Source organism: Lacunimicrobium album (assembly GCF_052161635.1).
GTDB lineage: Bacteria > Planctomycetota > Planctomycetia > Planctomycetales > Planctomycetaceae > SXPC01.
This window is the reverse complement of sequence record NZ_CP197413.1, coordinates 755,025-780,556: the sequence shown is the minus strand read 5'-3', so window position 1 is coordinate 780,556 and position 25,532 is coordinate 755,025. Positions and strand designations below refer to the sequence as shown.

17 protein-coding genes are annotated in these 25,532 nt (G+C 54.2%); 9 read left to right on the top strand and 8 right to left on the bottom strand.

All coding sequences use genetic code 11. The annotated features are described in order from the left end of the window. Nucleotides 1-6 precede the first annotated feature (6 nt). On the bottom strand, nucleotides 7-2,883 hold the full coding sequence (locus tag SH248x_RS03065) for a hypothetical protein (protein ID WP_459557053.1): 2,877 nt from the start codon (nucleotides 2,881-2,883) through the stop codon (nucleotides 7-9). A gap of 796 nt (nucleotides 2,884-3,679) precedes the next feature. Between SH248x_RS03065 and pilM the strand changes: the two genes are divergently transcribed. The 4 genes from pilM (at nucleotide 3,680) to SH248x_RS03045 (ending at nucleotide 11,421) form a co-directional block, all read left to right on the top strand. Continuing rightward, a complete protein-coding gene (gene pilM, locus SH248x_RS03060; protein ID WP_459557052.1) occupies nucleotides 3,680-5,824 on the top strand; it encodes a type IV pilus assembly protein PilM in 2,145 nt (714 codons plus the stop codon). 65 nt (nucleotides 5,825-5,889) lie between these two features. Further along, complete coding sequence (locus SH248x_RS03055; protein WP_459557051.1) at nucleotides 5,890-7,833, top strand: hypothetical protein; 1,944 nt, start codon at nucleotides 5,890-5,892, stop codon at nucleotides 7,831-7,833. 125 nt (nucleotides 7,834-7,958) lie between these two features. Further along, a complete protein-coding gene (locus SH248x_RS03050) occupies nucleotides 7,959-10,247 on the top strand; it encodes a hypothetical protein (RefSeq protein WP_459557050.1) in 2,289 nt (762 codons plus the stop codon). Nucleotides 10,248-10,275: 28 nt separating this feature from the next. Next, entirely contained in the window at nucleotides 10,276-11,421 is a 1,146-nt protein-coding gene (locus SH248x_RS03045; protein WP_459557049.1) for a hypothetical protein, read from the top strand. Between the two features lie 11 nt (nucleotides 11,422-11,432). Here SH248x_RS03045 and SH248x_RS03040 read toward each other — a convergent pair whose 3' ends face one another. Both SH248x_RS03040 and SH248x_RS03035 read right to left on the bottom strand, forming a co-directional pair. After that, on the bottom strand, nucleotides 11,433-11,921 hold the full coding sequence (locus tag SH248x_RS03040; protein ID WP_459557048.1) for a hypothetical protein: 489 nt from the start codon (nucleotides 11,919-11,921) through the stop codon (nucleotides 11,433-11,435). Continuing rightward, nucleotides 11,918-12,262, bottom strand: a complete 345-nt coding sequence (locus tag SH248x_RS03035; protein WP_459557047.1) for a hypothetical protein — start codon at nucleotides 12,260-12,262, stop codon at nucleotides 11,918-11,920. Before SH248x_RS03035 ends, SH248x_RS03040 begins: the two co-directional genes overlap by 4 nt. 93 nt (nucleotides 12,263-12,355) lie before the next feature. Between SH248x_RS03035 and folP the strand changes: the two genes are divergently transcribed. Next, nucleotides 12,356-13,213: a dihydropteroate synthase gene (folP, locus tag SH248x_RS03030; RefSeq protein WP_459557046.1), complete on the top strand. Its 858-nt coding sequence runs from the start codon at nucleotides 12,356-12,358 to the stop codon at nucleotides 13,211-13,213. Nucleotides 13,214-13,398: 185 nt separating this feature from the next. On the opposite strand, the gene SH248x_RS03025 is transcribed toward folP, so the two are convergent. After that, nucleotides 13,399-14,037: a bifunctional 4-hydroxy-2-oxoglutarate aldolase/2-dehydro-3-deoxy-phosphogluconate aldolase gene (locus tag SH248x_RS03025; protein WP_459557045.1), complete on the bottom strand. Its 639-nt coding sequence runs from the start codon at nucleotides 14,035-14,037 to the stop codon at nucleotides 13,399-13,401. 117 nt (nucleotides 14,038-14,154) lie between these two features. On the opposite strand from SH248x_RS03025, the gene SH248x_RS03020 reads away from it, so the two are divergent. Next, nucleotides 14,155-14,733 carry a Maf family protein gene (locus tag SH248x_RS03020; RefSeq protein WP_459557044.1) on the top strand — a complete coding sequence of 193 codons (579 nt, stop codon included), beginning with the start codon at nucleotides 14,155-14,157 and terminating at the stop codon, nucleotides 14,731-14,733. Between the two features lie 88 nt (nucleotides 14,734-14,821). On the opposite strand, the gene SH248x_RS03015 is transcribed toward SH248x_RS03020, so the two are convergent. Beyond that, entirely contained in the window at nucleotides 14,822-15,715 is an 894-nt protein-coding gene (locus SH248x_RS03015; protein WP_459557043.1) for a ParA family protein, read from the bottom strand. Between the two features lie 438 nt (nucleotides 15,716-16,153). On the opposite strand from SH248x_RS03015, the gene SH248x_RS03010 reads away from it, so the two are divergent. After that, complete coding sequence (locus tag SH248x_RS03010) at nucleotides 16,154-17,737, top strand: Hsp70 family protein (protein WP_459557042.1); 1,584 nt, start codon at nucleotides 16,154-16,156, stop codon at nucleotides 17,735-17,737. 127 nt (nucleotides 17,738-17,864) lie between these two features. Further along, a complete protein-coding gene (locus SH248x_RS03005; protein ID WP_459557041.1) occupies nucleotides 17,865-18,911 on the top strand; it encodes a GspE/PulE/PilB domain-containing protein in 1,047 nt (348 codons plus the stop codon). 98 nt (nucleotides 18,912-19,009) lie between these two features. Here SH248x_RS03005 and SH248x_RS03000 read toward each other — a convergent pair whose 3' ends face one another. Further along, nucleotides 19,010-21,004 carry a redoxin family protein gene (locus SH248x_RS03000; protein ID WP_459557040.1) on the bottom strand — a complete coding sequence of 665 codons (1,995 nt, stop codon included), beginning with the start codon at nucleotides 21,002-21,004 and terminating at the stop codon, nucleotides 19,010-19,012. 173 nt (nucleotides 21,005-21,177) lie between these two features. After that, the gene (locus SH248x_RS02995; RefSeq protein WP_459557039.1) at nucleotides 21,178-21,987 is read right to left on the bottom strand and encodes a rhomboid family intramembrane serine protease; all 810 of its coding nucleotides are present in this window, start codon (nucleotides 21,985-21,987) and stop codon (nucleotides 21,178-21,180) included. A gap of 388 nt (nucleotides 21,988-22,375) precedes the next feature. Here SH248x_RS02995 and SH248x_RS02990 point away from each other — a divergent pair, with 388 nt between their 5' ends. Then, on the top strand, nucleotides 22,376-24,115 hold the full coding sequence (locus tag SH248x_RS02990) for a hypothetical protein (RefSeq protein ID WP_459557038.1): 1,740 nt from the start codon (nucleotides 22,376-22,378) through the stop codon (nucleotides 24,113-24,115). A 155-nt stretch (nucleotides 24,116-24,270) separates the two neighbouring features. On the opposite strand, the gene SH248x_RS02985 is transcribed toward SH248x_RS02990, so the two are convergent. Beyond that, the gene (locus SH248x_RS02985) at nucleotides 24,271-25,527 is read right to left on the bottom strand and encodes a DEAD/DEAH box helicase (RefSeq protein WP_459557037.1); all 1,257 of its coding nucleotides are present in this window, start codon (nucleotides 25,525-25,527) and stop codon (nucleotides 24,271-24,273) included. Nucleotides 25,528-25,532 lie beyond the last annotated feature (5 nt).

Sequence of the window (25,532 nt, the reverse complement as noted above, 5' to 3'; positions counted from 1 at the left end):
CCCAGGCTATTTTGTACGGACAGTCTTGCGTTTCAATACCATGCGAATCACGGCAATCTCGTACCCTTGTAGCTCGATCGGAATCGCATCACCTCCACGGACTTCCAAACAATGCGTTTGGATTCCCTTCTCATCCATCATGGCTGCTTCCAGGACCGAAAAGCAACTCGTCAGCGTCCCGCGCACCATTGTTCCTGTCGTCTCTGCGAAGGTAGCGACGACGCTGACCGACTCTGCGTCAATGTCACAGACGATCCAGTCCGCCACCTGAATCTGCGGATGGGACAGATGAAAGAACCACCCCTGCAAATTCGAAACAGGCATCTTTTCAACCTGTGAAACCTGCATCGGGGCCAACTGCTGCTCTCGAGTCGCCTGTGGAATCACATCATCAAAACTGAGTTGCAGCGAGAATCCGCGAGCAGATTCCCAGTTCGTGATGAGAATGGCATCCAGACGCGTGTAATCTTCATTGCGATAATACGCTCGGCCGTGGCTGAGAATCGCGACCCGTTCAAACTCCGTCGCGACTTCGATTGCACCCGTCGACTCGACTCTGCCATTTTCGATCGAGAACTTCGCATCATGCAACGAGCCGGTCACCGATGCAGACTGATCGCGCCAGGCAAACCGCGCTGTGTAAAAGTTCGACCATGGATCCCTCTGCGGAAGTATCGTCGGCTCCAGCGAGATCTCAATATCGAGTACCCGCGAGCCCGCAGCTAGACTGGTGGTCTGATGAAACTTGCAGATCTTCTCCTGGTTGGAGGGATCAAGCAGCCAGCCAGTCGTCGTTGCGATGACCGCTTTATTGCCGACTTGCTCAATCTTGACTTCGTCGGCGATCATGATCGAATAGCGCGTTGTTGACTGACCTCCGCCCAGCCCGAGTTCGACCAGCTTGGCGTCAATCGACTTTTCAAACGGAAAGCAGTACGCGATCTGCTGACTGAAGTGATTGACCAGAAAACTCCGCTGTTTCGACTGCAGATTGCGAATTTCACGAATCCCCCCGCTGCGAGGATTGATCGTCACTGTCAGCAGTCCATTCGTAAACTGGTGGTCTTTGGGCATCACCTGCAACGCCTCATGTCCCGACGACACGACTGAGGAGAGCTTCGACCAGAACGACGGAGCCGGTTTCGCTGCCCGTTGAGCGATGAATTCGCTCTCCGCTCGCGTGTCACTCGTCGCAACAAACGCATACCCAAACGCGGGCACACTCACAGGCGTCTCCAGCCAGCGTACTGCTTGCTCAGGGACGCTCACACGACGAAGTCGCTGAGGCATGGTCGAGAGATTGACTGCCAGATACCCGGCTTTCTGAATGCTATTTCCTGACGTCAACAGCTTAGGCAATGAGTCCGAGTCGACTTCATTCCGCTCGCCGTTCAGGCACAAACAAACCGTCCGCAGAATCTCCGTCTGCGACTTCACTGCCCGATCCACAAATGTCTTCGCGATCGAGGTCACGGGATCAGCAACCGACCTCGCGACCATCTTCTGCAGCGTCTGTGCCTGATAGCTCGAGACTCCCGGATGATAATATTTGTCTGCATCCCCGTCCGCCTGGAACTCAATCCATGCCGGCAGCGAGTTTAATGCCCCAAACAATGGCTGCACCCTCGCGACTGTCACCAGGTCCTGCCACCACCAGTGTGTCGTCGTTCCCCAGCAGCCGAGGACGGCTGAGCTGTGATAGTGATAGTTCATCGTTTCCGCGAGCGCTTCCATCAGTGGCAGGATCGACGTCAATCGGTCGACTGGAATCGGTTTGCTGAAAACAGCTGTGATCTGCGATCCATCGTGGCCTTCCCACATTCCAGACGCGGAATGGGACTTGGGAAGCTCTGCATCTTCAAACGGCACATGCAACGCCGAGGAGAACCCGAACCGCTTCAGATACATCGGCAACAGCGACGTCAGTGAATGCTGGTAGGTTCCGAAGGAGTGATGCAGCGTATTATCCGGCAGTTTCAAAGCCTGCTTTTTTGAACGAAATCGCTCCAGGAGATCCGCCGTCGGCAATAAGGACGGATGGGGCAGATCCGAGAAGCCATAGATGAGGGAGAGGGGATGCCGGGATGCCAGTTCCTGCAAAAGCTCTCGAGCGCCCGCCAAGTCCTCCGCGGTCGTTATCCCGTCTTCCAGTGAATTGTTCTCGCCGAGCATTAACGTAATCGGCTCACCTTCCGGACGATCAGCTCGAAGCTGTTCCAGAATCTTTCGGACATCGTCAAACGACGCGGCACGAGGTACCAGATTCAACTGCAGCAGAATCGGATCACGGAAGTAAAAGGTCCTTCTCGCTTCTAGGAGAGCATGAACGGTTCGTTCCCACAGTTTGCGGACCTCGTCCCGATCCCCAGTCATGACCGCTGTCGAAGTTTCCAGGAGAAGACGGTCAAACGCCTCCAGGCTGTAGCAATCCTCGTGATAGGAAAAGGTGGCCAGCAAACGAAACAACAGGTAGTTTGTCCCGAGGGCACGAAACAGCCCAAGGTCTTCCCCATTAGCGGTCTCGAAGTCCGCCAATTCCCCCTTCAGCCCTTCGTCTGAGCCACTTCTGATCCCCTCCCCGTCCACCAACAGGATGAGGCTGTTATCAGGAAGCTGAAGTCGCTTTAGTTTGCTCTGATAACTATCGATCGCAGTCGAAGGCATGATCACCAGCGAGGGCTCATCCCCCAACGGCAAGTTTGTCTCACTCATTCTGTCCAGCGACAGGACCTCCGGTACGCCGAAGCGTTTGACCAGCAGCGGGTGAAATGCGTGACGAAATGTCAGCAGAATCGGAAGCAATTCCTTCTCTCGGGCCTGCTTGAATGGCTTGGCCAGATCGGAATCGACCATCACGATGCGATAACGGGACGGTGACGTCATGCCGGTTGGATGCTTTCTGGAGGTTTTTCGTGCCCGCGTTGACGATGGTTTTGACGTTTCCGTCAATGTCCGCCAGGCAGAACGTCTCAATGTCTGGTCGTGCAGATTCTGACGACAGTGTGCTTGAAAATGCGTGGTAAGACCTGTGTTGGGTCACCGGTCTAATCCGTAGATCCCCAACAGATCACCTGAATTCTCTCAGGTCCGTGACTCCAGCAAATGAACGCTGGCGAACTGCTGTTAGAATTCCGAATGACCTGACATTGACTGGAATTTTTATGGGAAAGTCGTGTTTCGTATTGTCTTTACGACGTCGACCCATGAAAATGACTATACACGTCATATCATTTCATTTCGATCCTGTGAGTACCCGTCTGACATGATCCTTGCCCTCTGTCCTGTCATCATTCTTATTTTTTTCGCGATCAGCAGGACGCGCACGGATAATCCGGTCTCTCACCTCCCGTCTGACTGGGTCAGTTTTCTGATCCTGGCTTTCCAACCTCGTCTGGTTCCATGTTACGCGATTGCATCTCGCGCTCGGCGATCTGCAGTTTCGTTGCATTGTCATTCGTTGCATTGTCATCAGAGAACCACGTGACGATCGCCGCCCTGCTTCATGTTGCTCATGAGGTCTGGCTGTCTTGAGCTGGCGTTTCCCGCGAATTTTGTGTTGTTTTATGGCACACTTTTCTACGTTGAAACGGTATCCTTAATGCGTCACGTCCAACAATTCAGCATCTCTTGTCGTCTTTATTAGTAAGACAGACATCTTGTTTCTCATGGAGTTTCTGCCGTGGCGGATCAAAACGCAGTTTGGGGTATTGAAATTGGCCAAGCCGGTTTGAAAGCAATTCGCGTCGAACGTGACCGCGATAGCGACGAACTGATCGCGACCAACTTCGATTACATTGCGCACCCCAAGATTCTCAACCAACCAGATGCCATTCCCGATGAACTCATCCGGGATGCGATGAAGACATTTACGTCGCGCAACAAAATTGAAAACGAGATGGTCGCCATTTCCCTCCCAGGCGCCAATGCTCTCTCGCGATTCATCAAACTGCCTCCCGTTGAGTCGAGTCGGATCGCGGAAATCGTCAAGTACGAAGCCCGCCAGCAGATTCCTTTCCCGCTCGAAGAAGTCATCTGGGACTTCCAACCCGTCGGTACGGGCACGACCGAGGGGACATTCACCCTCGAAGCAGAAATCGGCCTGTTTGCCATGAAGCGCGATCAGGTCATGAAGAACCTGCGCCCGTTTCTGGAAAAGAAGATCGAAGTTGAACTGATCCAGATTGCTCCTTTGGCTCTGTTCAACTTCCTTTACTTCGATGTGCTCAAGCTCGATCCCAAAGCCGATGCCAATCCAACCAATGAGAACGTCCTCATCATGGATATGGGGACCGACAGCACGACATTGATCGTGACCAACGGTTACAAGATCTGGACCCGCAACATTCCGATGGGCGGTAACCATTTCACCCGTGCCCTGACGAAGGAAATGAAACTGACCTTCGCCAAAGCCGAGCACCTCAAAATCAACGCGACCCGCTCGCCAGATCCACGCGCTGTCTTCCAGGCAATGAAGGGCGTCTTTACCGAGTACGCGGCCGAAGTTCAGAAGTCGATCAACTTCTTCGCCGGTGCCAACCGTGAGTCGAAGATCGTCAAGGTCATCGGCGTCGGCGGTGCCTTCAACATGTCCGGTCTGCAGAAGTATCTCGAACAGCACCTGCAGAGCTATCCTGTGGAACGCGTCGATAAATTCAGCCGACTGGTCGGCGATAGCGTCATCAATGCTCCTTTGTTCAAAGAGAACATCTCGACGTTCATCGTCCCGTACGGTCTGGCGATTCAGCAGCTGAAAAAGACCAGCATTCGCACAACTTTGCTGCCACCAGAAATCGCCAACGAGCGTCTGGTCCGCCAGAAAAAACCATGGGCCGTGGTGGCAGCAGCTGGACTCCTCGCGGGCCTGTCATTATCAGCCGTGGGCTACGCCAGCACCTACAGTGCAGTCGCTTCGCCAGAGTTTAAATCGGCGGTTGATGAATCCAAAAAATATGCCGACATGACTTCGGGCTACACGCGAGACTATGAAGGCAAGGTTTCCGAGTACCAGGGACTTCGTGATGCCAGCCTCAGTTATGTTGCTGGTATTAAAGATGATACCTGGCTGGAGTTCTATAAAGCCCTGACAGAATGCTTCCCGCGTGATGTTGCCGAGCAGCGGGACGAAACTGACCTCTCGAAGCAGAATCGACTCTATGTCGATCTGATTGCGACTGAATTGAAGCCAAATCTGGCCGAGTGGTACGAAACACTTCTGCCTCCTCAGAAGATCTACCTGCTCGATGGCGAGAAAGAAACGCCTCCCGAAGGCAAAGGCTATCTCGTCACGATCGTTGGGACCCATTACCACCACATTCCCGAAGATCCGGAAATGCAGGGAGCCAACTACCTGGAAAACACGATCCTGAAGAATCTCCGTCAATGGACGATCAAAGACGAGATGGGCAATGTCCTCCCCGTCCGTCAGATGGGGATTTCTTACGCAACGTTGATTTCCTCGAAGAAAAGCGACGTCGTGATTGCCAAACGAGATCGTGAACGTCGTCAGCCTCGCATGAATATCTTGAATGCCCCTCCCCAAACAGGTCTGCCCGGCGGCGGTTATCCAGGCAGTGAAGGATCCTCTCCGATGATGGGGTCCGAGGGGATGATGGAGGGTGCTCCTCAAAGCGGGATCTATGACCCGGCTTCCATGAGCGGCAACCCGTCTGCGAATCCCGGCGGACAAGCGACGACGCAAACCCACCTCATTCAGACAGATTTCAAACTGCAGTTTCTCTGGAAGAACGTCCCTAAGGCCGAACGTCAACCAAATCCACCGGATGCTGCTGCTCCTGCCGAAGGCGATGCAGCACCAGCGACCTAGTTCTCAGTTTCGGTCTGTTTCGTATTTCATCCTGATCTCTCTCACCTCGATCGAGGTTTCCTACGATGGATAAGCTCAAACCAATTATTAAACATAGATTCTGGGTCCTGTTCGGCCTCGTTCTAATCATTCCGATCATCGGCTGGTGGCTCGCGACGTCGAGTCTCAATGCTGCACGTATCGCTCAGGAAACAGCCGTCAAAACGGCCTTCGAGCAAGCGGCGTTCAAAGCCGGTACGCCCAATCAGCAATGGGATGATAATCTCATCAAGTACATTGAAGATCAGACTGAGCGCAACAAGGAAGCACGTAAGTTTCTGTGGGAACTACAGGCCAAACTTCAGACTTGGCCGGATATTCTCAAGCGGTATATCCCAAAAGAATATTACGGTAACCTCGCCACCGCAGCGTGCAACATTTATCGCAACGAGTACCCCAAGGAACTGGAGCGGGTCTGGAAATCGATCAATCCGTATGATCCAGTTTATTTCCCCAAAGGAACCGTCATTTTTCAACCACAAGCTCTCCCACGCCGGTATTACGGCGATCTTCCCCCCACACCTCAAAATGTCTGGGAAGCTCAACAGGATCTGTGGTTACTCGAAGGGTTGTTTGATGTCGTCCGCCGCGTGAATCAGGACGCTTCTGCTCCCACCGAATCTGTGGTTCGCTCGATTGATGTTCTTCAACTACTCGGCGGGACAGGCGAAGGAGCCTCTGCCGATGCTGCCGGCGGCGAAGGCAGTGACATGATGGAAGGGATGATGGGCCCTGGTGGGCCGGGCGGGGCTGGTGGGATGGGAGCAACGGCCACCGTTTCTTTCGATCCGGCTGATGAATTTGGATCAGAAGCAGTCGCCACCGCAGGAGAAGGTGGTGAGGGCGAGATGATGATGCCATCTCCGGGAGGTGGTTCCGGAGGGATGGGCGGACAAGGTGGCGTACCCACCTATAACGAAGATGGAACCGAAGTTCAGACCGCTCTCCGCTGGGTTGGAACTCAAGAACGAGCCGATCAGATCTACATGAAGCGTGGCTTTTATATGGAATGCCTCGTCGATCACCGTCACCTTCCGGCCTTCCTGGTCGAGTTGGAAAACTCGCCCTGGCTGATTTCTGTCGTGCGTGTCCAGATGGGACGCGGCTCCGCCGGTGCCAGTGGTGGCATGGGAGGTAGCGGCGGTTACGCCGGTGGAATGAGTGGAGAAGGTGGATTTGGCGGTGGTGGCGGCGGATTTGGTGGTTCGCCTATGCAGCCAGGCATGGGAATGGGAGGCGGATTTGGTGGTGGTGGATTCGGCGGCGGATTCAATACTGGCGAAGGGAATCGCGGTGGTGGATTTGGTGGAGGTTTCTCCGGTGGCATGGGGACTCCAGGCATGCCGGCTGCGAACAATGGCAGACCTCCCGAACTGGTCAACCCCTTCATTGGAGGAGGCCCCACGATCCTTGATCGCACGAATAACACAAACCGAGGTCCAAGGTTCAACCAGCAGCAGAATAGCCAAGCCATGGATGTCATGACGGCCATCACAAACGCGCCTTACGTTTATCGAGTCGCGATCAGTGGATTGTTTACCATTTACAACCCACCGCCAGCTGAAGTGGCCGTTGTCACGGAAGGGGCCGAAGCGCCTGTCACAGACCCTGCCGTTACGGATCCTGCTGCGATCGATCCCAATGTTGCACCAGTTGATCCCAACATGCCCCCTGTGGCGGATCCGGCGACAACTCCTCCAGGTACAGAAATGGCTCCTCCGGCCAACGGCGACACTCCAACTCCTGCCGCGACTCCAACTGGCACGCCGGAGACAGACGCGTTAGGCTTGCCAACAGAGACGCCTCTGCCGGCTCCAGCGGCCGAGAACCCATTAGGTCTGGGCGAGCAACCTCCAATGCAGAACCCTCCCACACCCGTAACACCTCCCGAGGGAACACCCGGGGCAACACCTCCTGCGGGCGAACCGGGAACTCCGCCTCCGATGAACGAGCCGGGCACGAATCCGTGAACCGGGCTCTCATTAAAGAACCGATGTCTCAGAATTCACATCTCTTTGCATTTTCGAATTGATTTTCTGCAAGTTGATCGAGGACTCATATGAACGCGATTAAAGGTATGTTCTCAAAAGAAGGTATGAAGCAACTACTGCTTCATCACGGTGAGAAAATTGCCCTCAGCGTTACCGGGATCATCATCCTGGCTGCCCTGGTGACGACGAAATGGATTCCATTTCCGAAAAGCCCCAATGAGCTCAAGGAACTGGTGCGCAAGTCGTACGATAGCGTCCAGAACAACATGTGGAATGAGCAGGAAAAGTACGATACTCTTCATGAGGACAACACGGTTGCCATCATCAATAACAAATTGACACCCCTGAAAGTCCAGACCTACGATTTTCCGGTTACGCTATATGATGCGATCAATGATGATCAGCAGCCTCTCCGCGATCCATCCTATGAACCCGTTCAAGATCTCCTCGTCACATCAGGTTACGCTGTGATCGCAACGATCAAGGATCTCGTCCCAACTTCGGAAGCCGTTCCGACTTCGCCGACGACACCAACGACCAATCCATTAGAAGGCCAGAACACGGACTTCATCCCGAACACGGGTTTTGGTGCGAACGGGATGGGTGGCGAATCCTCTGGTAGTGAGTTCGGGCCTGCGGGGGGTATGGGAACGGGCGGGATGGGGCCAGGTGGCATGGGTCCAGGCGGACGGCCAATGGGCGGTCCTGGGAATATGCGTGGTGGTCCGCCCATGAGCTCTGGCGGGATGGGACCGGAAGGCAGCGGATACGATCCGTATGCAGGCCGTGAAATGAACAATCTGGCTGTCAGCAATCTTGAGCCAGTGGCCCTTCGTTACAACGCCGTCCGCGGTATTTTCCCACGCCGTGAGCAACTGCGAAACATTGCCGAAGCTCTCCACATCAGCGAATACGAAGCCGAGCCTTATCTTGACTTCCTGAACTTTAAACTCCAACGACGATCACTCAAAGGTGGTGCTCAGAAAGCGGAAGCCGACTGGGAAAACGCAGCCTGGGAAGATGTCGATACCAAAGTCGCGACAGATATCGTTGAACGCTCCGCGAATTTTGAAAACGACATGGTTTACTCAACGATCACTCACCCCGTCTTCACCATGCCACTCCCTTCGCGCATCCTTGGATTCTGGAGCGATAAAGCGACTCACCCGGGTGTGAAGAACTTCCAGCTGTCTGCTGAAGAGCAGGCCATCGAAGCCAAACTCAATCAGCAGATCCTGCAGGATTATCGCAATGTTCTGGAATCAGAAGCTAAGAAGCCAGGACGTGGCGGGTTCTCCGGATTTGTCAACAACATGGGCGCTGGTATGCAGCAGATGGGGAGTGAACTGGGAGCAGGCGGTGGTGGTGGCAATGATGCACTTTCCAATTCACCTCGTGCCCGCAAACTTCTCGCTGAACTCAATAAGCAGTTTGGCTCAAACGATAAGAACATGAAGGACAAAATTATTGAGCACATCAAGGCACGTACGTCAGCTGCTGGCAACGTGTTGCTGTTCCGCTACTTTGACTTCGATGTTAAGCCAGATACCCAGTATCAATATCGTGTCCAACTCGTCATGGTGAATCCAAACTACGGTCAGCCCGTTGCGTCCGCGTTGTCACTGGAAGTTGTCACGGGTGCAGAACGTATTACTCCCTGGAGCAATACGAGTAACTCTTCTTATATTCAGCCCGATGTGGAGTACTTCGTCACCGGAACATCACCCGCCAAAGGCTTTGCAGATGCGCTGGCATCACTGGCGATGTTTGAATGGAACAAGCAGACTGGTACTCACATCAAGGCCAACTTGCCGATTTCTATTGGCCAGTTCGTTGGTGGCAAGGTGAAGACCTATGTCATCCGTCCGGAAATTCCCAGCTATGAAAACGAAGACGCCTATTTCAATTCGACGGATATGCTCGTCGACGTTGATTTTGATGTGAAGATTGATCGCGAGTATCACAAGGACCTCGCGATTACCGAGCGTTCTCTCGGCTATGTCGGCATTGTCCCCAAGACAGTCGTGATTGACTCAACGGGCGCGTTGAAGATGTCGGATTCCATCTCGAATCTGGCACGTAAGACGGCTGTTGAGAAGATGGTCGATGACGAGCACAAGTTCTTCGAAACACTCAAAGATGGCCTGACCAACCCGACTGCAGGCATGGGTAGCGAAGGAATGGGAGAATATGGATCCAGTGAAGAGATGGCGGGAATGGGCCGTGTCACCAATAAACAGCAAAACTCGAATCGACGCCTCGGTCGTGGTTCTGGCAGCGGTTCGGGAGGGATGCCTCCAGGGGGCATGCCTCCGGGACGAGGCGGATCGGGCGGAATGCAGCCTGGGATGTCGGGACCAGGTGGTGGTATGCCACCAGGACGAGGTCGCTAATCATTCACTCTGACGTGCGGAGCAGGTCATGAATATCGAATTGAGTCGATTGTCTCAAATCATGGGATGCAGCCTTTTATTGGGCTGCATCCTTTTTCCCTGCGCGGCTCAGTGTCAGTCTCCCTCGGCCAAACAGGCTCCTGCGGAAATCAAAGAGTACCGCACGGATATTGAGTTCGAAATCGTAACCCCACAACAGGGAACCGGTGGCTTTATTGCTCAACAGTGGGCCAAGGATTTCGGCACCCTCAATGTCGATATTCGTCTGCGCCAGCCACTTGTTGAAGACAAACCAGACATTACCGAAACCATCAATGGTCGCTGGCGCCGAATCAAGATCGTCGGACAGATGGCGGGCGATGGAACGCTGACATTTGCCAACAAAAAAACCTTCAAGCCAACCGACCTGCGTCAGCTGCGTGAGTGGATCGAAGAACTCAGAACTTACGGCAAGCAAGGTGCACCCAATGGCCAGCCGGCATGGGGACTGAGCAAAGCCCAGTTCGAGTCTGTCAACAAACTCCTGGCTCAACCTGCGACATTCTCAACCCCCGTCACATCAATGACCCTGCTTGATGCTGTCGAGGAAGTCCTTCCCAGGAAGGGCGAAATTCCGTGGCAGCTGACGGATGCTGCACGCGATCAGCTTGCGTCTCATCTGGTCTCTGCACCCAAACTGCCCGATGTCACCGGCATGACCAAGGGCACTGCTCTCGCCATTCTCCTCAAGTCACATGGCCTGGGCATGCGACCTCAGCGACTTCCCAATTCGTCAATTGAGATCAAGATCGATACTGTTAACTCTGGTAAAGATCTCTGGCCGGTCGGGTGGGATCTCGAGACGATCAATCTTAAACGCCTCGACGCTGCCCCGACTCTCTTCTCGATGAAGCCCATTAAAGCCACAAAAGAGCCATTGTCTGAGTTGGTCAGACGCGCCTCCGAGGAAACCAAGGTTCCGATTCTTCTTGACCAGACGAACCTGGCTGCACATCAAGTCGATCCGACGAAACTCATGATCAACTTACCTGAAAAACGCACCGCCTGGGCCCTGGTCCTTGGCACTGCGACGACTCCTCACCGTCTTCAGGCAAACCTTCGGATTGATGAAGCAGGTAAGCCCTTTATGTGGATCGACGTTTTTGTCCCCGGCCAGCTGCCTGCGACTCGATGATCCAATCGAGTTTATTTCAACAAGCTCAGCTGCTCGGCGAGTTCTGATCGCCAAACTTCGAGACTGGGAATCATTTCTGCTGGCTCTCCGGCGCCATCGGGAAACGCAATCGCCAGTACCACTTGAGGCTCTCCGTCGATAATCACAGGACAGGACAGCGAATACTTCGCTCCAAATCTCACGAGCCAGTCTGCCGACCCCGTCAAGCGTTCCTTCGACGGGTCCGCCATCGCCGGGACGATCTTTCTCTCCCAGCATGCCGCGACAATCCCGAGCTTGTTCTGTTCCCATTTGACGTGACGCGTTGCGTCTTGAAATCCCTCCTGCACATCTTGCGTGATCGCATCCGTCGCCGAGTACGCTACCAGATCCAGATGGCTCCCGGGCGTCACGTGCCAGTACCCGCTCGCAATTGCCCCCAGTCGATCATTCAGCGTGACAAGTCCCGCCTTGACTGTGGCAGCATCTCGGCTGACGAGTTGCGCAATCGTATTGTTCATTTCACTTCTTCCAGAGGATAATCCGAGATCGGCAGCTTCTGTTTTAGAACTTCTTTCAGTCGATGCCACCCGCGTGTGACGAGTTGCTCTCGTTCACTAACAAACTCCGCGTCGAGTTCGTGTTTGTCAAAGAATCCCTCGCACTTCACCGGCGTGAAATCGTCCGAGACGATGTACTGTGCCAGCGTCGGGTCACACAGCAAGTGTCGCTCGGGCATCGCCAGCAGCTCTCGGCTTTCGACTTCACCAATGACATACCGGACATACAAACTGCTCTGCGTGATCTTCTCGACGGGCTTGCCGCAGACTTCACAGACATATCCTTCGTCGCAGCGGGCCATGGGAAAGGGTCTTCTCTTCAGCGAATTGGGGTCAATGGATGACGTCTCTCATCTCTTCTTTTATGATGACGCTTCATTCAACGAAGGACAACCATGCCCGTATCACAAACACATGACTGGCTCATTCGAGGGAATCGTCACATTCTCGGTGAGCGAACCTGGATCATGGGCATCGTCAACGTCACTCCCGACAGCTTCTCGGACGGCGGCCATTACATCGATCCCGATGTTGCTGTTGAGCGGGCCTTAAAACTCGATCAGGACGGCGCTCACATCCTTGATCTCGGCGGCGAATCAACGCGCCCCGGCTCACTGCCAGTTCCACTCGACGAAGAACTCGCCCGTGTCATTCCGACGCTCGAACGCCTGCGCCCTCAAACCGAGCGCCTGATCTCGATTGATACCAACAAAGCCGAAGTCGCCCGCGCCGCTCTCGAACGGGGCGCCGACATCATCAACGACATCTCCGGCTTTACTTTTGATCCCCTCATTGCAGACGTCTGTCGTGAATACGAAGCAGGCATGGTCTGTATGCACATCCAGGGAACTCCCGCGACGATGCAGCAGAATCCGCATTACACGGACGTCGTTGGCGAAGTTCGCGACTGGCTCCACGAGCGACTCAACGCCTTCGCAGAACTTGGCATCCAATCAAACAGCGTCGTCATCGACCCTGGCATCGGTTTCGGCAAAACTGCTGAGCATAACCTGCAGCTACTATCCCATATCAAGCAACTGCGCGCGTTGGGGCGTCCCGTTCTCATCGGCCATTCCCGCAAACGCTTCCTCAAGAAAGTCCTCGGCGAAGAACTTGACGAAGCTCTCTATGGCACGATGGGTGTCACCATCGCCCTCGCTCAGCAACACTGTGACATCATACGCGTCCACGACGTCCGCGCCGCACGCGATTCACTGATGGCATGGAATGCTGTCGCGAGCAGAGTTACATAATGCCATTCTCGGTCCCTTCTCCCTTGAGGGGAGCCGCATTTTGTCCCTTCTCCCTTGAGGGGAGAAGGTGGCAGCGCAACACCTCAGGTGTTTACAAAATACAGTGCTGACGGATGAGGGTGCGCTCTAGGCAAATGCAGATACCCGATGCGTCATAAGACGCCAGGCATCTGCATTAATCACTCTCACCGCCCTAACGTTTGATCCACCAGCTTGCGGTACTTCTCGATATTCTTCTTCACTGTCTCGAAATCACCATCGGCCAGGATCTGCTCATTAAACAGACAGCTGCTCAGGCCGACGGCGGAAACTCCTGCTTCGAAGAAGGCCGCGATGTTTGTCTCGTCGACCTTGCCTGTCGGGATCATGCGAATATGCGGAAACGGCCCCTTCACGGCTTTGATGAACTCTGGTCCGACAACATGCCCTGGGAAGACCTTCACAAAATCCGCACCCGCCTGCCACGCGGTCATGATCTCTGTCGGCGTCATGACACCTGGCATCACCAGTCGCGAGTAACGCTTGGCGAGTCTGATGATATCGACATCGAGGTGCGGGCAAACCAGGAAACTGGCGCCCGCTAAGATTGCCTGCTGACCAGCGGCTGTGTCCAGAATCGTGCCCGCACCCATCGACAGCTTCGGGCTATGTTTCTCGATGGAATCCGTTATTAGTTTCCCGGCATTCTTGACGTCGAAGGTAATCTCGATCAGCGTAATACCGCCTTGCACGAGGCAGTCAACCAGTTGGGGCACCTTGTCGGGGTGCTTCGTTCTAATGATTGTCACCAGCCCATCTTTTTCGATTCTCTCAACTGGGTGCATGCGCGGTCGCCTTATCGTCTTGAATGTTTTGTGGCAGGATGCGTTGACGTCGTATCTTAACTTCGACAGCCACACCACGACAACCACCGATCAATGTTCGTTTCTCGAAAGCTCCCGATGAGCCCCTTGATTCTCGCCAGCAGTTCACGTTATCGACGTATGCTTCTGGAACGTCTCCGCATTCCCTTCGATTCGATCTCACCGGATGTCGATGAAGAAGCCGTCAAACAGCAGGTGGCTGATCCGATGCAGCTCGCGACGACACTCGCCCGTGCAAAGGCTATCAGGATCTTCGAGGCTCATCCCGACACAACCGTCATCGGCAGCGATCAGCTTGCGGCCTGTGATGATCAAATTCTCGGCAAGCCTCACGCTGAAGAGAACGCCATCAACCAGCTTCTTTCACTGGCCGGAAGAACTCACCACCTCATCACTGCTGTCTTCATCGCCAGCCCCGATGGCCACAAAGAATTCGTCGACATTACACGCTTAACGATGCGACCGTTGACTCGTGATGAAGCCCGCCGCTACGTTCACGCCGACCAGCCTCTTGATTGTGCCGGTTCCTACAAATTCGAATCCCTCGGCGTCACTCTCTTCGATGCAGTCAAAACCGAGGACATGACCGCCATCACCGGCCTGCCACTCATGAAATTAGCCCAGTCCTTGAGAGAACTGGGCTATCAGATTCCATAAGTTGTTCCTTCTCCCCCGGGGAGAAGGTGGCCGAGTCTTCGAGGTCGGATGAGGGACCTCTGCGAATTTCGACTCGCGTTCACTAACCTCAAGCTGCGTTCTGCGAAAGCCCCAGATCAGCCGAAGGCATTGCAATCACCGGCGCGACTTCAGCAGCCGAAATGGGCGGCGTTGCGGCAACCGTTGCTTTCTGTCCCAGCGCGACCACTTCTTCTACCAGTCGTCCATAGTCGGACGCTCCTGCAGAATTCGGGGCATACTCAAAAATCGATTGTCCGAAACTCGGAGCTTCTGCCAGCTTGATGTTTCGACGAATTCTCGCAGCAAACACTCGGGCTTTTGACCACGGAGCCTGAGGATCGCTCCCTGTCAGGAAATTGTTCAAATCGTCGGTGACGTCGGCCGCCAGACGTGTTCCGGTCTCATACAGACAGAGAATGATCCCGCTGACCTGCAGAGCGCGGTTCAATCGACGCTTAATCAGCGCCGTCGTCTCCAGCAGTTTCGAAAGACCCTGCAGCGCGAAAAAGTGTGGCTGCAACGGAATGATTACTTCATCAGCCGCAGTGAGGGCATTGATTGTCAACACCCCCAACGAGGGTGGGCAGTCGAGAATGACGAAGTCAAACTGCTGCTCTTTGGCCAGGGTCGCGATCGCCTGACGCAAAACGAGTTCTCGACCCTGCGCATCGACGAGTTCCAGCTCTGTCGCGGCCAGGTCCAAAGACGCGGGCACAACCCACAAATGCGAATTGACCAGCTGTTTGACCTGAGAGAGTCTCTGTTCACCCGCGAAAACCGAGTAAACGCAGTTCATTCCGCCAGAAACTTCAATTCCCAGGTGCAGCGAGCTATGAGCCTGCGGATCGAGGTCAATCAGGCAGACTTTATGCCCCGCACGGGCCAGTCCAGCCGAAAGATTGACACTGGAAGTGGTTTTTCCCACTCCCCCTTTTTGATTCATAATTGCAATCGTTCTCATCGGAGAAGGATTCCTTTCCAGACGTCGATGAGGTCAGCTTCAACGCACAGCCATGCAGCATCCCAGCCGCTGGCCATCGCGGAGGGGATCTATAACACAAACCTGCCGAGTGTGTCCACCTGGGAATGACCGGAATGATCCGTTCACCAACCTTCGACATTTTCCTCAGCCAGCCTCGTTTAGCTTGATTCGCTTGGTTGTGCCCGGCAGAATAGTCCGTATCATGGAAAACTCCGATCCGTTCGCACCAAAGCGGGTTGGAATTTCACCGACACATCTATGCGAAGATGATTGTCTTTGCCGTCGAGACGTCAGTTTCGTCGGCAAAGTGGCATCGATCGCCCCCAAAACCGAGATGCGCATCTTTCTTTCCTCGGTCGAGGGTTTCCAAGCCCCGAAATACATCTCTGAGTTCCAAAGATATCTGAGGACGACCGAATGAATCTGCAACAGGGTAACACTGTCGGTATTGATCTGGGAACGACGTATTCTTCCCTGGCTTTGATCGGCGAAGACGGCGAACCACTTTCTGTGACGAATAACGATGGCCACACGATCACGCCGTCGGTCGTCCTTCTGGGCGACGAAGGCCAGGTCGTCGTCGGCCCGTCCTTCGAGCGTATGTCGGTCGAAGATCCACAGCGGATCATCGAAGCCGTCAAACGGCAGATGGGTAACAAAGACTTCCACATCGTCTATCAGAACAAAAAGCTGACTCCGGAGTTCATTTCCGCACTCATTCTCAAGAAGCTCAAACAAGACGCAGAAGCCAAGATCGGCCCGATCGGTAACGCCGTTATCACTGTCCCGTATTACTTCAATGACCTGCGCCGTAAAGCCACTCAGGATGCAGGCCGCATCGCTGGTCTGAACGTCATCGACATCATCAACGAGCCGACCGCTGCGACTCTCGCCTACGCCTGGATCAAAGGGGAACTGGGACGCGGAGCCTCCGATGCCAACGTCAAAGAGAAGACGATTCTCGTTTACGACCTCGGTGGTGGAACGTTCGACGTGACCGTCGTCCGCTATACCCCTACGAACTTCAAAGTCCTCGCGACCGACGGCGACGTCATGCTGGGCGGTCTCGACTGGAGCCGACGAATCGTCGACCACGTCTGCGAGCAGTTCCAGCGTAAGTACGACGAAGATCCACGCGACGATCCAGAAACCCTTCTCCAGTTCACTCAGGAATGCGAGCAAGCCAAGCGGGATCTCAGCTCGAAGGCCCAGGTCAACGTCGGCGTTTACTATAAAGGCAAGTCGCTCAACGTTGCCCTCACCCGTGGTGACTTCGAACGCATGACCAGCGACCTCCTCCAGCGGACTCGTGATACGACTGAGCTCGTCATGGAGCAGGCTGGCATCAAGCCTCAGGAACTCGACGAAGTCGTCCTCGTCGGCGGTTCGACGTACATGCCCGTTGTCGAGAAGATGCTCGTCGAAGTCTGTCAACGCAAACCGTCCAGAGACGTCAAGCCAGAAGAAGCAGTCGCCCTCGGTGCTGCGATCCACGCGGCGATTCTCGAAGCCAAAGCCACCAAAGGCAAGTCCCGCCTCGGGATGGCAATCGTTAATCGTCTTCGTTCGGTCGTCACTTCCGACGTCAACTCGCACTCTCTGGGTGTCAAGATCAGCGACCCGAACAACCGGGCTCGCAAGATCAACCACATCATGATCCCGAAGAACACCCAGATCCCTTACAGCGTCTCTCAGAAGTTCGTGACCAACTCGGCGTCTCAGCAGACCATTCACGTCAACATTCTCGAAGGAGACGCGATCGACCCATCGGCCTGTACGCTGATTGGCGACTTCCGCATCGTCAACCTTCCGCCAAACCTGCCGGCTGGTTCGCCCGTCGAAGTCACCTACAGTTACGACGCGAATGGTCGTATCCAGGCGACTGCTCGCGATCTTGTCGGCAATCGTGAAGCAATGACGGAAATTGTTCGTGATTCCGGGATCAACAGCGAAGAAGTCGACAACTTCTCGACCCTGGCTGAGGCTTACTCCGTCGAATAAAGTATCATGCAAGCCCCCGGCGATTCACCGGGGGCTTTTTCTTGTCGGGCGGTGGAATGACCGCCGCTCTGCGGCAGCGTGACCCGCTGCAAACCCGCGATGCACAACGGTGAAAGGACTGTCCGGCGTGGCTATTGACGTCTACAAAGAATGGCTCGGCATTCCCGAAGAGTTCCGTCCGCCGACACACTACCAGCTGCTGCGTGTTGTCGACTTCGAAGACGATCCCGGGAAAATCCGCGCTCACTACAAGAAACTCAACGCACACGTCCGCAAGTACGCGACCGGCCAATTCTCTGTTGAGTCACAAGAACTTCTCAACGAACTCGCCAAAGCCATGCTCTGCCTGACAGACGGCGAGCGTAAACGCGAGTACGACGAGTCCCTCGGACGTGAATTCGAAGAAGACGAGTCAGCCCATCTCACGATGGGGCAGGCGGCCGTGAAGCAGAATCTCCTCTCGCGCGATCAGGTCAAAGAGATCGAGCAGTTCGCAGAGCGTCGTGGTCTGGAATTCCGAGATGCCTCCGTCCAGATGAAGCTTCTCGATACCGAAACGGCCGCCCGGCTTCTTGCTGAAGAGAAGCGGATGGCGTTCATCGACATCGCGGAACTCATCCCTGATGATGACGTCCTTGATCAGATCCCGCGTCTTCTGGTCAAAAAATACCAGATCATGCCCTTGTTCATTGATGACGACAAAGTTCTGATCGCCTGCCCTGACCTGCCGGATCACGAACTCGAAGACGAAATCCGTCTCCGCTTTGGGCTTTCCATGCGTCCAGTCATCGCGACCCCGCTTTCAATCAATCAGGCCATCAATAAATACTACGCCCCTGGCGTCCGTGACGAATCACTCGCCGTCAAAAAAGCCGAGGCTAAACAGACCGGTAAGGAAAAGACGTCCGGGAAGAAAGAGACTTCAAAAAGCGAAACGAAGTCCAAACCGGAGAAAACAAAGAAAGCAGCAGCTGCACCTGCCGATCCCGATCAGCAGCGCAAAATCGGCATTATCATCGTCTGCTGGTCCTTCTTCGCAGGCTACCTGCTCGATAACTACCTGCTTAAGCCCATTCTCTTTCCCAAAGCTTCTGTCGTGTTGTTTTTGATGCCGATCCTTGGCATTGGTGCTGCCGTTTATGTCTACCTCAACTACTTCGCGAAGAAGCGGTAGCATTTCAACGAGACTGTCATTCAAAAATACAAAAGTCTTCGCCAGTTCTACGACCTGGCGAAGACTTCTCTTTTTATACCGTCAACGCAAAACGTGGTTTACTGCTTGCGGTCTTGCAAGAGTTGCAGAAGCTCGACTTCACTCGGAAAGTTCTCGACCGCTTCGTCCATGTCGATTTCGCCATTCTTATCGGCATCGAGTCGATCAAAGAGTTTGCCGCCGCGGGCCGCTTCGTCGCGGGTGATTTTGCCGTCGCGGTTTTTGTCGAAACGCTTCAGGGCTTTTGAGACAAGTTCGCGTTTAGCCTGTGCTGCTTCATCAGGATTGGAGGTTTCGTTGAGTGGATCTTCGCCTTCGTTGTAATACGAGACGTAGCCGACGAGCATTTCGTCGTAGGTCTGCGGTCCCCATTTTACCTGCTTATCAGGATCGGGATTGCTGACGTTCTGGCTACTGTTGTCATACCAGGCGGTGAGTTCCAGTTGACTCCCTTTGGGAAGAGAAAAGGGCTCCTTCAGCTTGTAATCGATTTGCCAGTTGAAGTCGTAGCGAGGAATCTCCAGGAGCGTCACGCGTGACTGGTCGGGGAAGATCGCTTCGTAGCGGAAAGCCTGACCTCGCAAGTGCATGTGGGGCATGAGAGAAAGCAGTTGCACATCCCGGGGAATGGTCTGGATAGCGGTCTGTTTATGACCTGCAGTATTCGGGGGAATCGAAATGCGGGTATTTGCAATTCCGGTCACGCGGACGTTGTGTTCCGGCAGTGTTTTCTTGAATTTGATCCCCAGTTGCGTCCGGTCAGATGTCGCCTTCCCGTTGGGGGTGTAGTGCATCTGAAAAAGAAACTTTGAATTCGCAGCGAGTTTCTGGCTCAGACCATCGGGAAATGTCTGAAAGGTATTTCCAGGCACATAGGCTGCGAAAAACCCTTCCTCTTCCGTACCACCGCCTCGTCTGGGGATCTTGTCTTTATCGAGATTGAAGACCAGAACGTGGTGGACAACGGAGGGATCTGTGGGACGAATCTCGACAGATTCAATCCATTTGTCTTCTGTGACCTTCGGGTCGATGATGACGTGCTGGTAACCCATCGTTCCCTGAGCCTTCACTTCGATGGCATTGGGCAATTCGACAATCAGGTCTGGCTCACCAATGTTCCACCCCTTGTGAAACGTCTTTGGCTGGGGCGCCTCTTTGGGATCTCCCATCGGGTGATTACTCTTCAGCCATGCAAGGAGTTGTGTTTTCTGATCAGGGGACAGAGACATATCATTGCGGAACTTGAGAGCACTCTTTTCAGGGTCTGCAAACCAGGGAGGCATGATGCCTTCGTTGAGAACGTATTCGATCATCCCCTTGTGTTCGAGGACGTCATTGATACTGGTCAGTGAGAAGGGAGCAACACCTCCAGTACGGTGACAGTCATTGCACTTCTGCTGCAGAATGTGAGCAACCTGACCATAGTAGGTGACGTCGCCAAGCTCGGTCTTCGCGATTTCCGTTGTCATCGGCGTTGTCGCGTGAGCAAGGACGCATCCCGGTGCTTCCGTTATCGTGAGAGCAGGCTTGGTCCCTTTGAGGGTCGCATCGAGAGCGTCTCGAAGATAATTGACCGTCGGAGCAGTACGAGCTTTACCGACGCCGTATTGATCGTCGACGGCTCCTCGATAGGTTAATTCGCCGAGTTTGGAGTAAACGAAGACCTCAGTCGTCGTCTTGGCATTGAGCTTTGTGATCAGATGACTGTGTGGGTCGAATACGTACTCGCCATCGAAGCCATGGGATTTGACCATGTCGGTCGCGTCTTTTTGAACATCGAGCGTGGCCGGGTTGACGAAGAGGAACGCGACAGAACGATCAGCGTAGGCATCTTCAATCTCAGCCAGACGAGGAGCATACTTCTTGCACAACGGGCAGGTGGTGTTGGTGATCGCGACGACCAGAACTTTGTCGCCCTGGTAAGCAGGCAGCTCGATCGACTTTCCAGACAGTGTCTTGAAGGTATCCCCCTGAGGCAACATTTCCGCGGCATGGATTGTCGCCGTCGCCAGCAGGATTCCCAACACCATCAAACTGCGTGCAAGCATAGCCATCAAATCGTTCCTCATTGTGGAAAGCAGCCAGTCCAGCAGAAGTACTCCACTGCATCTCGATGGGTTTCAGGAATCTATGAAAGTACACTCCGCCAACACACACGTCCAGATTGTTCCAACTATTTTCGCCACTTCGAGATACGCGAGTTGTCCGGCGGCATTTCCAGCATGTTTCAGAACCGTCGCGAAATTCTTGAGAAAGTCCGATCCGTAAACGGATACCTCGACTCCACTGGTTCGCGAATTTGGTGCACACGAATCAGTAATACGCTCAACAAGTACCCTGAGATAAACCCTCCGATGTGAGCCCACCACGCGACCCCTGCGACTCCCGAGCCGGCCATTGCAACACCCTGTAGCAGTTGCAGAATGAACCAGAACCCGAGAAACAGCGGGGCAGGCAGCACCACGATCTGGATGAAAATGAAGATCGGGATCAGCGCCTGCACCTTCGCATGCGGGCAGAGATAAAAGTATGCCCCCATCACACCCGCGATCGCTCCGCTGGCACCAATTGTCGGCACGACCGAGGACGGATCGGTCACCAGGTGACTGACACTCGCGAGGATGCCGCAGCCTAAATAGAACAGCAGATAGGGAATGTGGCCGTAGCTGTCCTCGACATTATCCCCGAAAATGAACAGGAATAGCATGTTGCCGAGGAAGTGCATCCACCCGCCGTGGAGGAAAACACAGCTGAGCAATGTGAAGATAGGGGGAATGGACGGCAGTTGGTCGAGGAACTCAGGGCGCGGATCCTCAATCGGAGTATCGATTTTCAATTTGATACGGGATTCAAGACTCTCGGCCGAGTGGACTTTGCCGGTCACGAAAGCGGGAATCATCCCGTACTTGACGATCAGCTCATCCTGATGTGCGCCAGCGGCCAACTGGACGATGAAGACTACTGTGGTCGCTATCAGTAAGGCCGTATTCACAAACGGGAATGAGCGGGAGGGAATGTTGTCGCGTAGTGGGATCATGGCGTTATCAATCTGAAGTCGTCAGTTCAGTCATCACGTCAAAGTTGAATCAATGAGCGATCATAGTTGACCTGCAGAGTCGACGTAAGTCGAACGATTTCTAATGCTGTACGATTTTCTCCTCTGCTCGATCGTCAATCAGCGAATTGCAGCAAACCCCTTACGACCTTTTGCCGATAACTGGGCAGGGGACGCGCACGCCCCAGGAGTCAGCGTTGTAAGAAGTGCTACCACGACTGGATCGCCGGAATGGCGGGTAGACGTGTGAGACGAAATTCGCGACACCTCCCACCCTCGAATTACTCCGCAGCAATGCCGGGTAATCGTCCTACCGACAAAGACTCCGGCTCGATGGGACATCCACATTGAGCCCCGGCAGATAATCCTCATGACGATGAATATCCGAGTCACACTCTGCGCTGCTCTCACCCTGTCAACGCTGTGCGCGCCTGCGATGATCGCTGCGTCGGATCAGTTCACGGTCAATCCCGTCGGACTGCTGGGACGCCTGCGCAAAGAGACAAAAAACGCACTGAGTGACAAAACAAGTCACGACGACTCGGACACCAGTTCCAAAGAAGAGTTTCCCTCTTACCCCGCACATCCTTCGACTTATTCACTGAAGGTCGAAAATCCTTCGGATGACCCGCTCGATAACCTGTGTACCCAGGCCGTCGAGGTGATGGGAAAACGCTACCTCGTTATCAATCAGGGCAATCAGCCAGAAGGTCGCATGCTCGGCCACTCTCCCTGGCAGCTGTTCCACGGCATCATCGCGCTGCGTCAGAATCTTCAGGTTCGTGTGGGAAGTAAGCTCGTTCCGGCCATTGAATGGGTTTCAACCAGCGGGCCCAGCTACAAAGGCCAGTATCTGTTCGAGAAGACGCCTTATGGTGGCCGCACTCACAAATACACTGAGCCGTATCACTTCGAGGGTCACCCTAACCAGTTCCTGGGCATCCTGACTCTCAGCAACCTGCCGATCACGCATGAATTTGCCATTGGCAATGGTCAAAAAATCACGATGGCCGACATCGTCAACAACGCCAAGATGGAAGTGAACGAAAAAGAAGAAATCACCTGGACGTTGTGGTTTCTGGCCAAGTATCTCGATCCTGCTGACGAATGGACCAATTCGACCGGGCAGCAATGGAGTATCGAAAAACTCGTCCGCATTCAAAATTCAGCCGTCGTCGAACGAGCTGCCTGCGGCGGTACTCACGGCATGTTCGCTCTGGCATATGCTAAGAAGAATTATCTGGAAAAGACAAAAAAACCACTTCGGGGTGTCTGGCTGGAAGCAGACCAGAAGATCCAGAAATACATCGCCCTTTCGAAGTCAATTCAGAACGCTGACGGTTCGTTTCCAACCAAATACTACAAAGGCTTTGGAACTCCATCTGACTTCAGCGAACGCCTTGCATCGACTGGGCACATCATGGAGTGGCTGATGATGGCCCTCTCGGATGAAGAGATTAAGCAGCCATGGGTTCGCAACGGGATTAACTACCTCGCCTGGAACATGGTCCAATACCGCCATCTGCCGGCCAACTGCGGCCCTCTTTACCATGGACTCGATGCGGTCGTCATGTATCAGGAACGCATCGCCGCCATTCGTAAGAAGGAGAGCGAGCAGAAGAAGAACGAGCCTAAGCTCGACATGGCTACGAAACCAACCTTCAAGACCATCACCGACAATGTCGCCGACACGACAGAAATGCTGATGTCACCGAAGACGCTGGAAGAAGTCATCAAGACCGCGCCTCTGACGCGAACAGCAGAGCTTCCCAAGCCACTCAAGATTCCGACCGACTCCAAGGCTGGCGCTTTGGATTCCTTTGCACCGCCACTGTTAACCTCGATCCCGGCTCAGGCTGCCACCAAGACGATGGAACTGAGTACGCCTCCCAAGCTGACTCCACCCATTGCTGATGATGACGAAGTTTCGACGACATCATCGAAACCTGTTAAGTCGACGCCACATTCCGTCAGTGCGGGCGGATGGAAGGCATCGAAGCGTAAGCAGGAAGAAGAGCCCGGCGAGCACAAGCCGTACAGCAAGACGGAAGACTTCTTGCTGCCAATCCCTCTGCCGAACGATGAGCAGAACGCACCCCTCTCAAAATAAGAGGCTGCGGTTCTCTTCGATGAGGACGCGTATTCTAGACAAGTAGGCTGTGCAGGACTCGCGCGGAGAAGCTGCGTGAGATAGGCATGAACGTGACGCCCCGTGATTACAGTCGCGGGGACGTTTTGTTCGGAAGCGACGATCAGGAGACCGCTTTAAAAGACGCCGAAATCGTCGTCGTCATCGGGGACAGGCAGTTCATGCACTGCTTCGAATTCTTCGACTGACATGCGCGGCGTATCTGGGGTGTAATAGACGAAATTGTTATCGAGTTTGTACTCATACAACATGTTGTTGACGAGTTTCTCGATGTTCGTGAGCATGTAACCCTGCTCTTTGGTGACGAAGGTGAATGCACGCCCCGGTTCATTTGACGACAACCGCCCCGCACGCCCGACGCGGTGGATGTAGTCTTCGCGATCTTCGGGAATGTCATAGTTGATGATGTGAGAAATCCCACTGACGTCGATACCCCGACCCACGACGTCCGTCGCGATCAGCAGGCGGACTTGTCCTTTGCGGAATTCCTGCATGATGCGGTCGCGTTTGGTCTGTGGCAGATCGCCGTGGAGGGCACCGACGTGCTTGAGATACTTGGAGAACTTAGCGAACAGTTCATCAGCACGTCGTTTGGTTCGACAGAAGCAGATGGCCTGGCGTGGCTTTTCTTTTTTGAGAAGATCAACCAGCAGACGGAGTTTGTTGCGCTCGTCAACTGTTGTGTAGTGCTGCTTGACCGAACTGCCAGACGGCCTGTCTGAGATAATGGTGAATCGCTTTGGATTTTTCAGGTACTTTCGAGACAGCACTTCGACTTCATCGGGAATCGTGGCAGACAGCAGAATGACCTGCTTTTCGTCTGGGACCGATTTCATGATGCGTTCAATATCAGGTCGGAAACCGATATCGAGCATTCGATCTGCTTCATCGAGCACGATTGTGCGCAGATTCGTCAGTTTCAGTTCTCGACGACGGAGCAGATCGAGCACGCGTCCGGGCGTTCCCACCACGACCTGGACACCAGCCTTGATCTTATTGATCTGTGGGTGAAGCGGTTTTCCGCCGACCAGAACCACCATTCGCAGGGGTTCGGAGCCGGAGAGCTTTTCGAACTCGGTGGCGACCTGTTCGGATAGTTCTCGTGTCGGACACATCACGAGCGCTTCCGGCAGCGTGGCGTTGAAATCGATGTCTTCCAGAATTGGAACGACAAAGGAGGCTGTCTTTCCGGTTCCGGTAGGAGCTTGTCCGAGAATGTCATGGCGTTCCAGGGCAGCGGGAATCACACTGGCCTGGACAGGCGTTGCGCTGGCGTAACCAGCGGCAATGAGTGCCTGTTTGGTTTCATCGCTCAGGTCCATATCTTGGAACAATGCCGTGACTGGAGGCGTTGCGAGGGTCTCAGGTTGCATAGCGG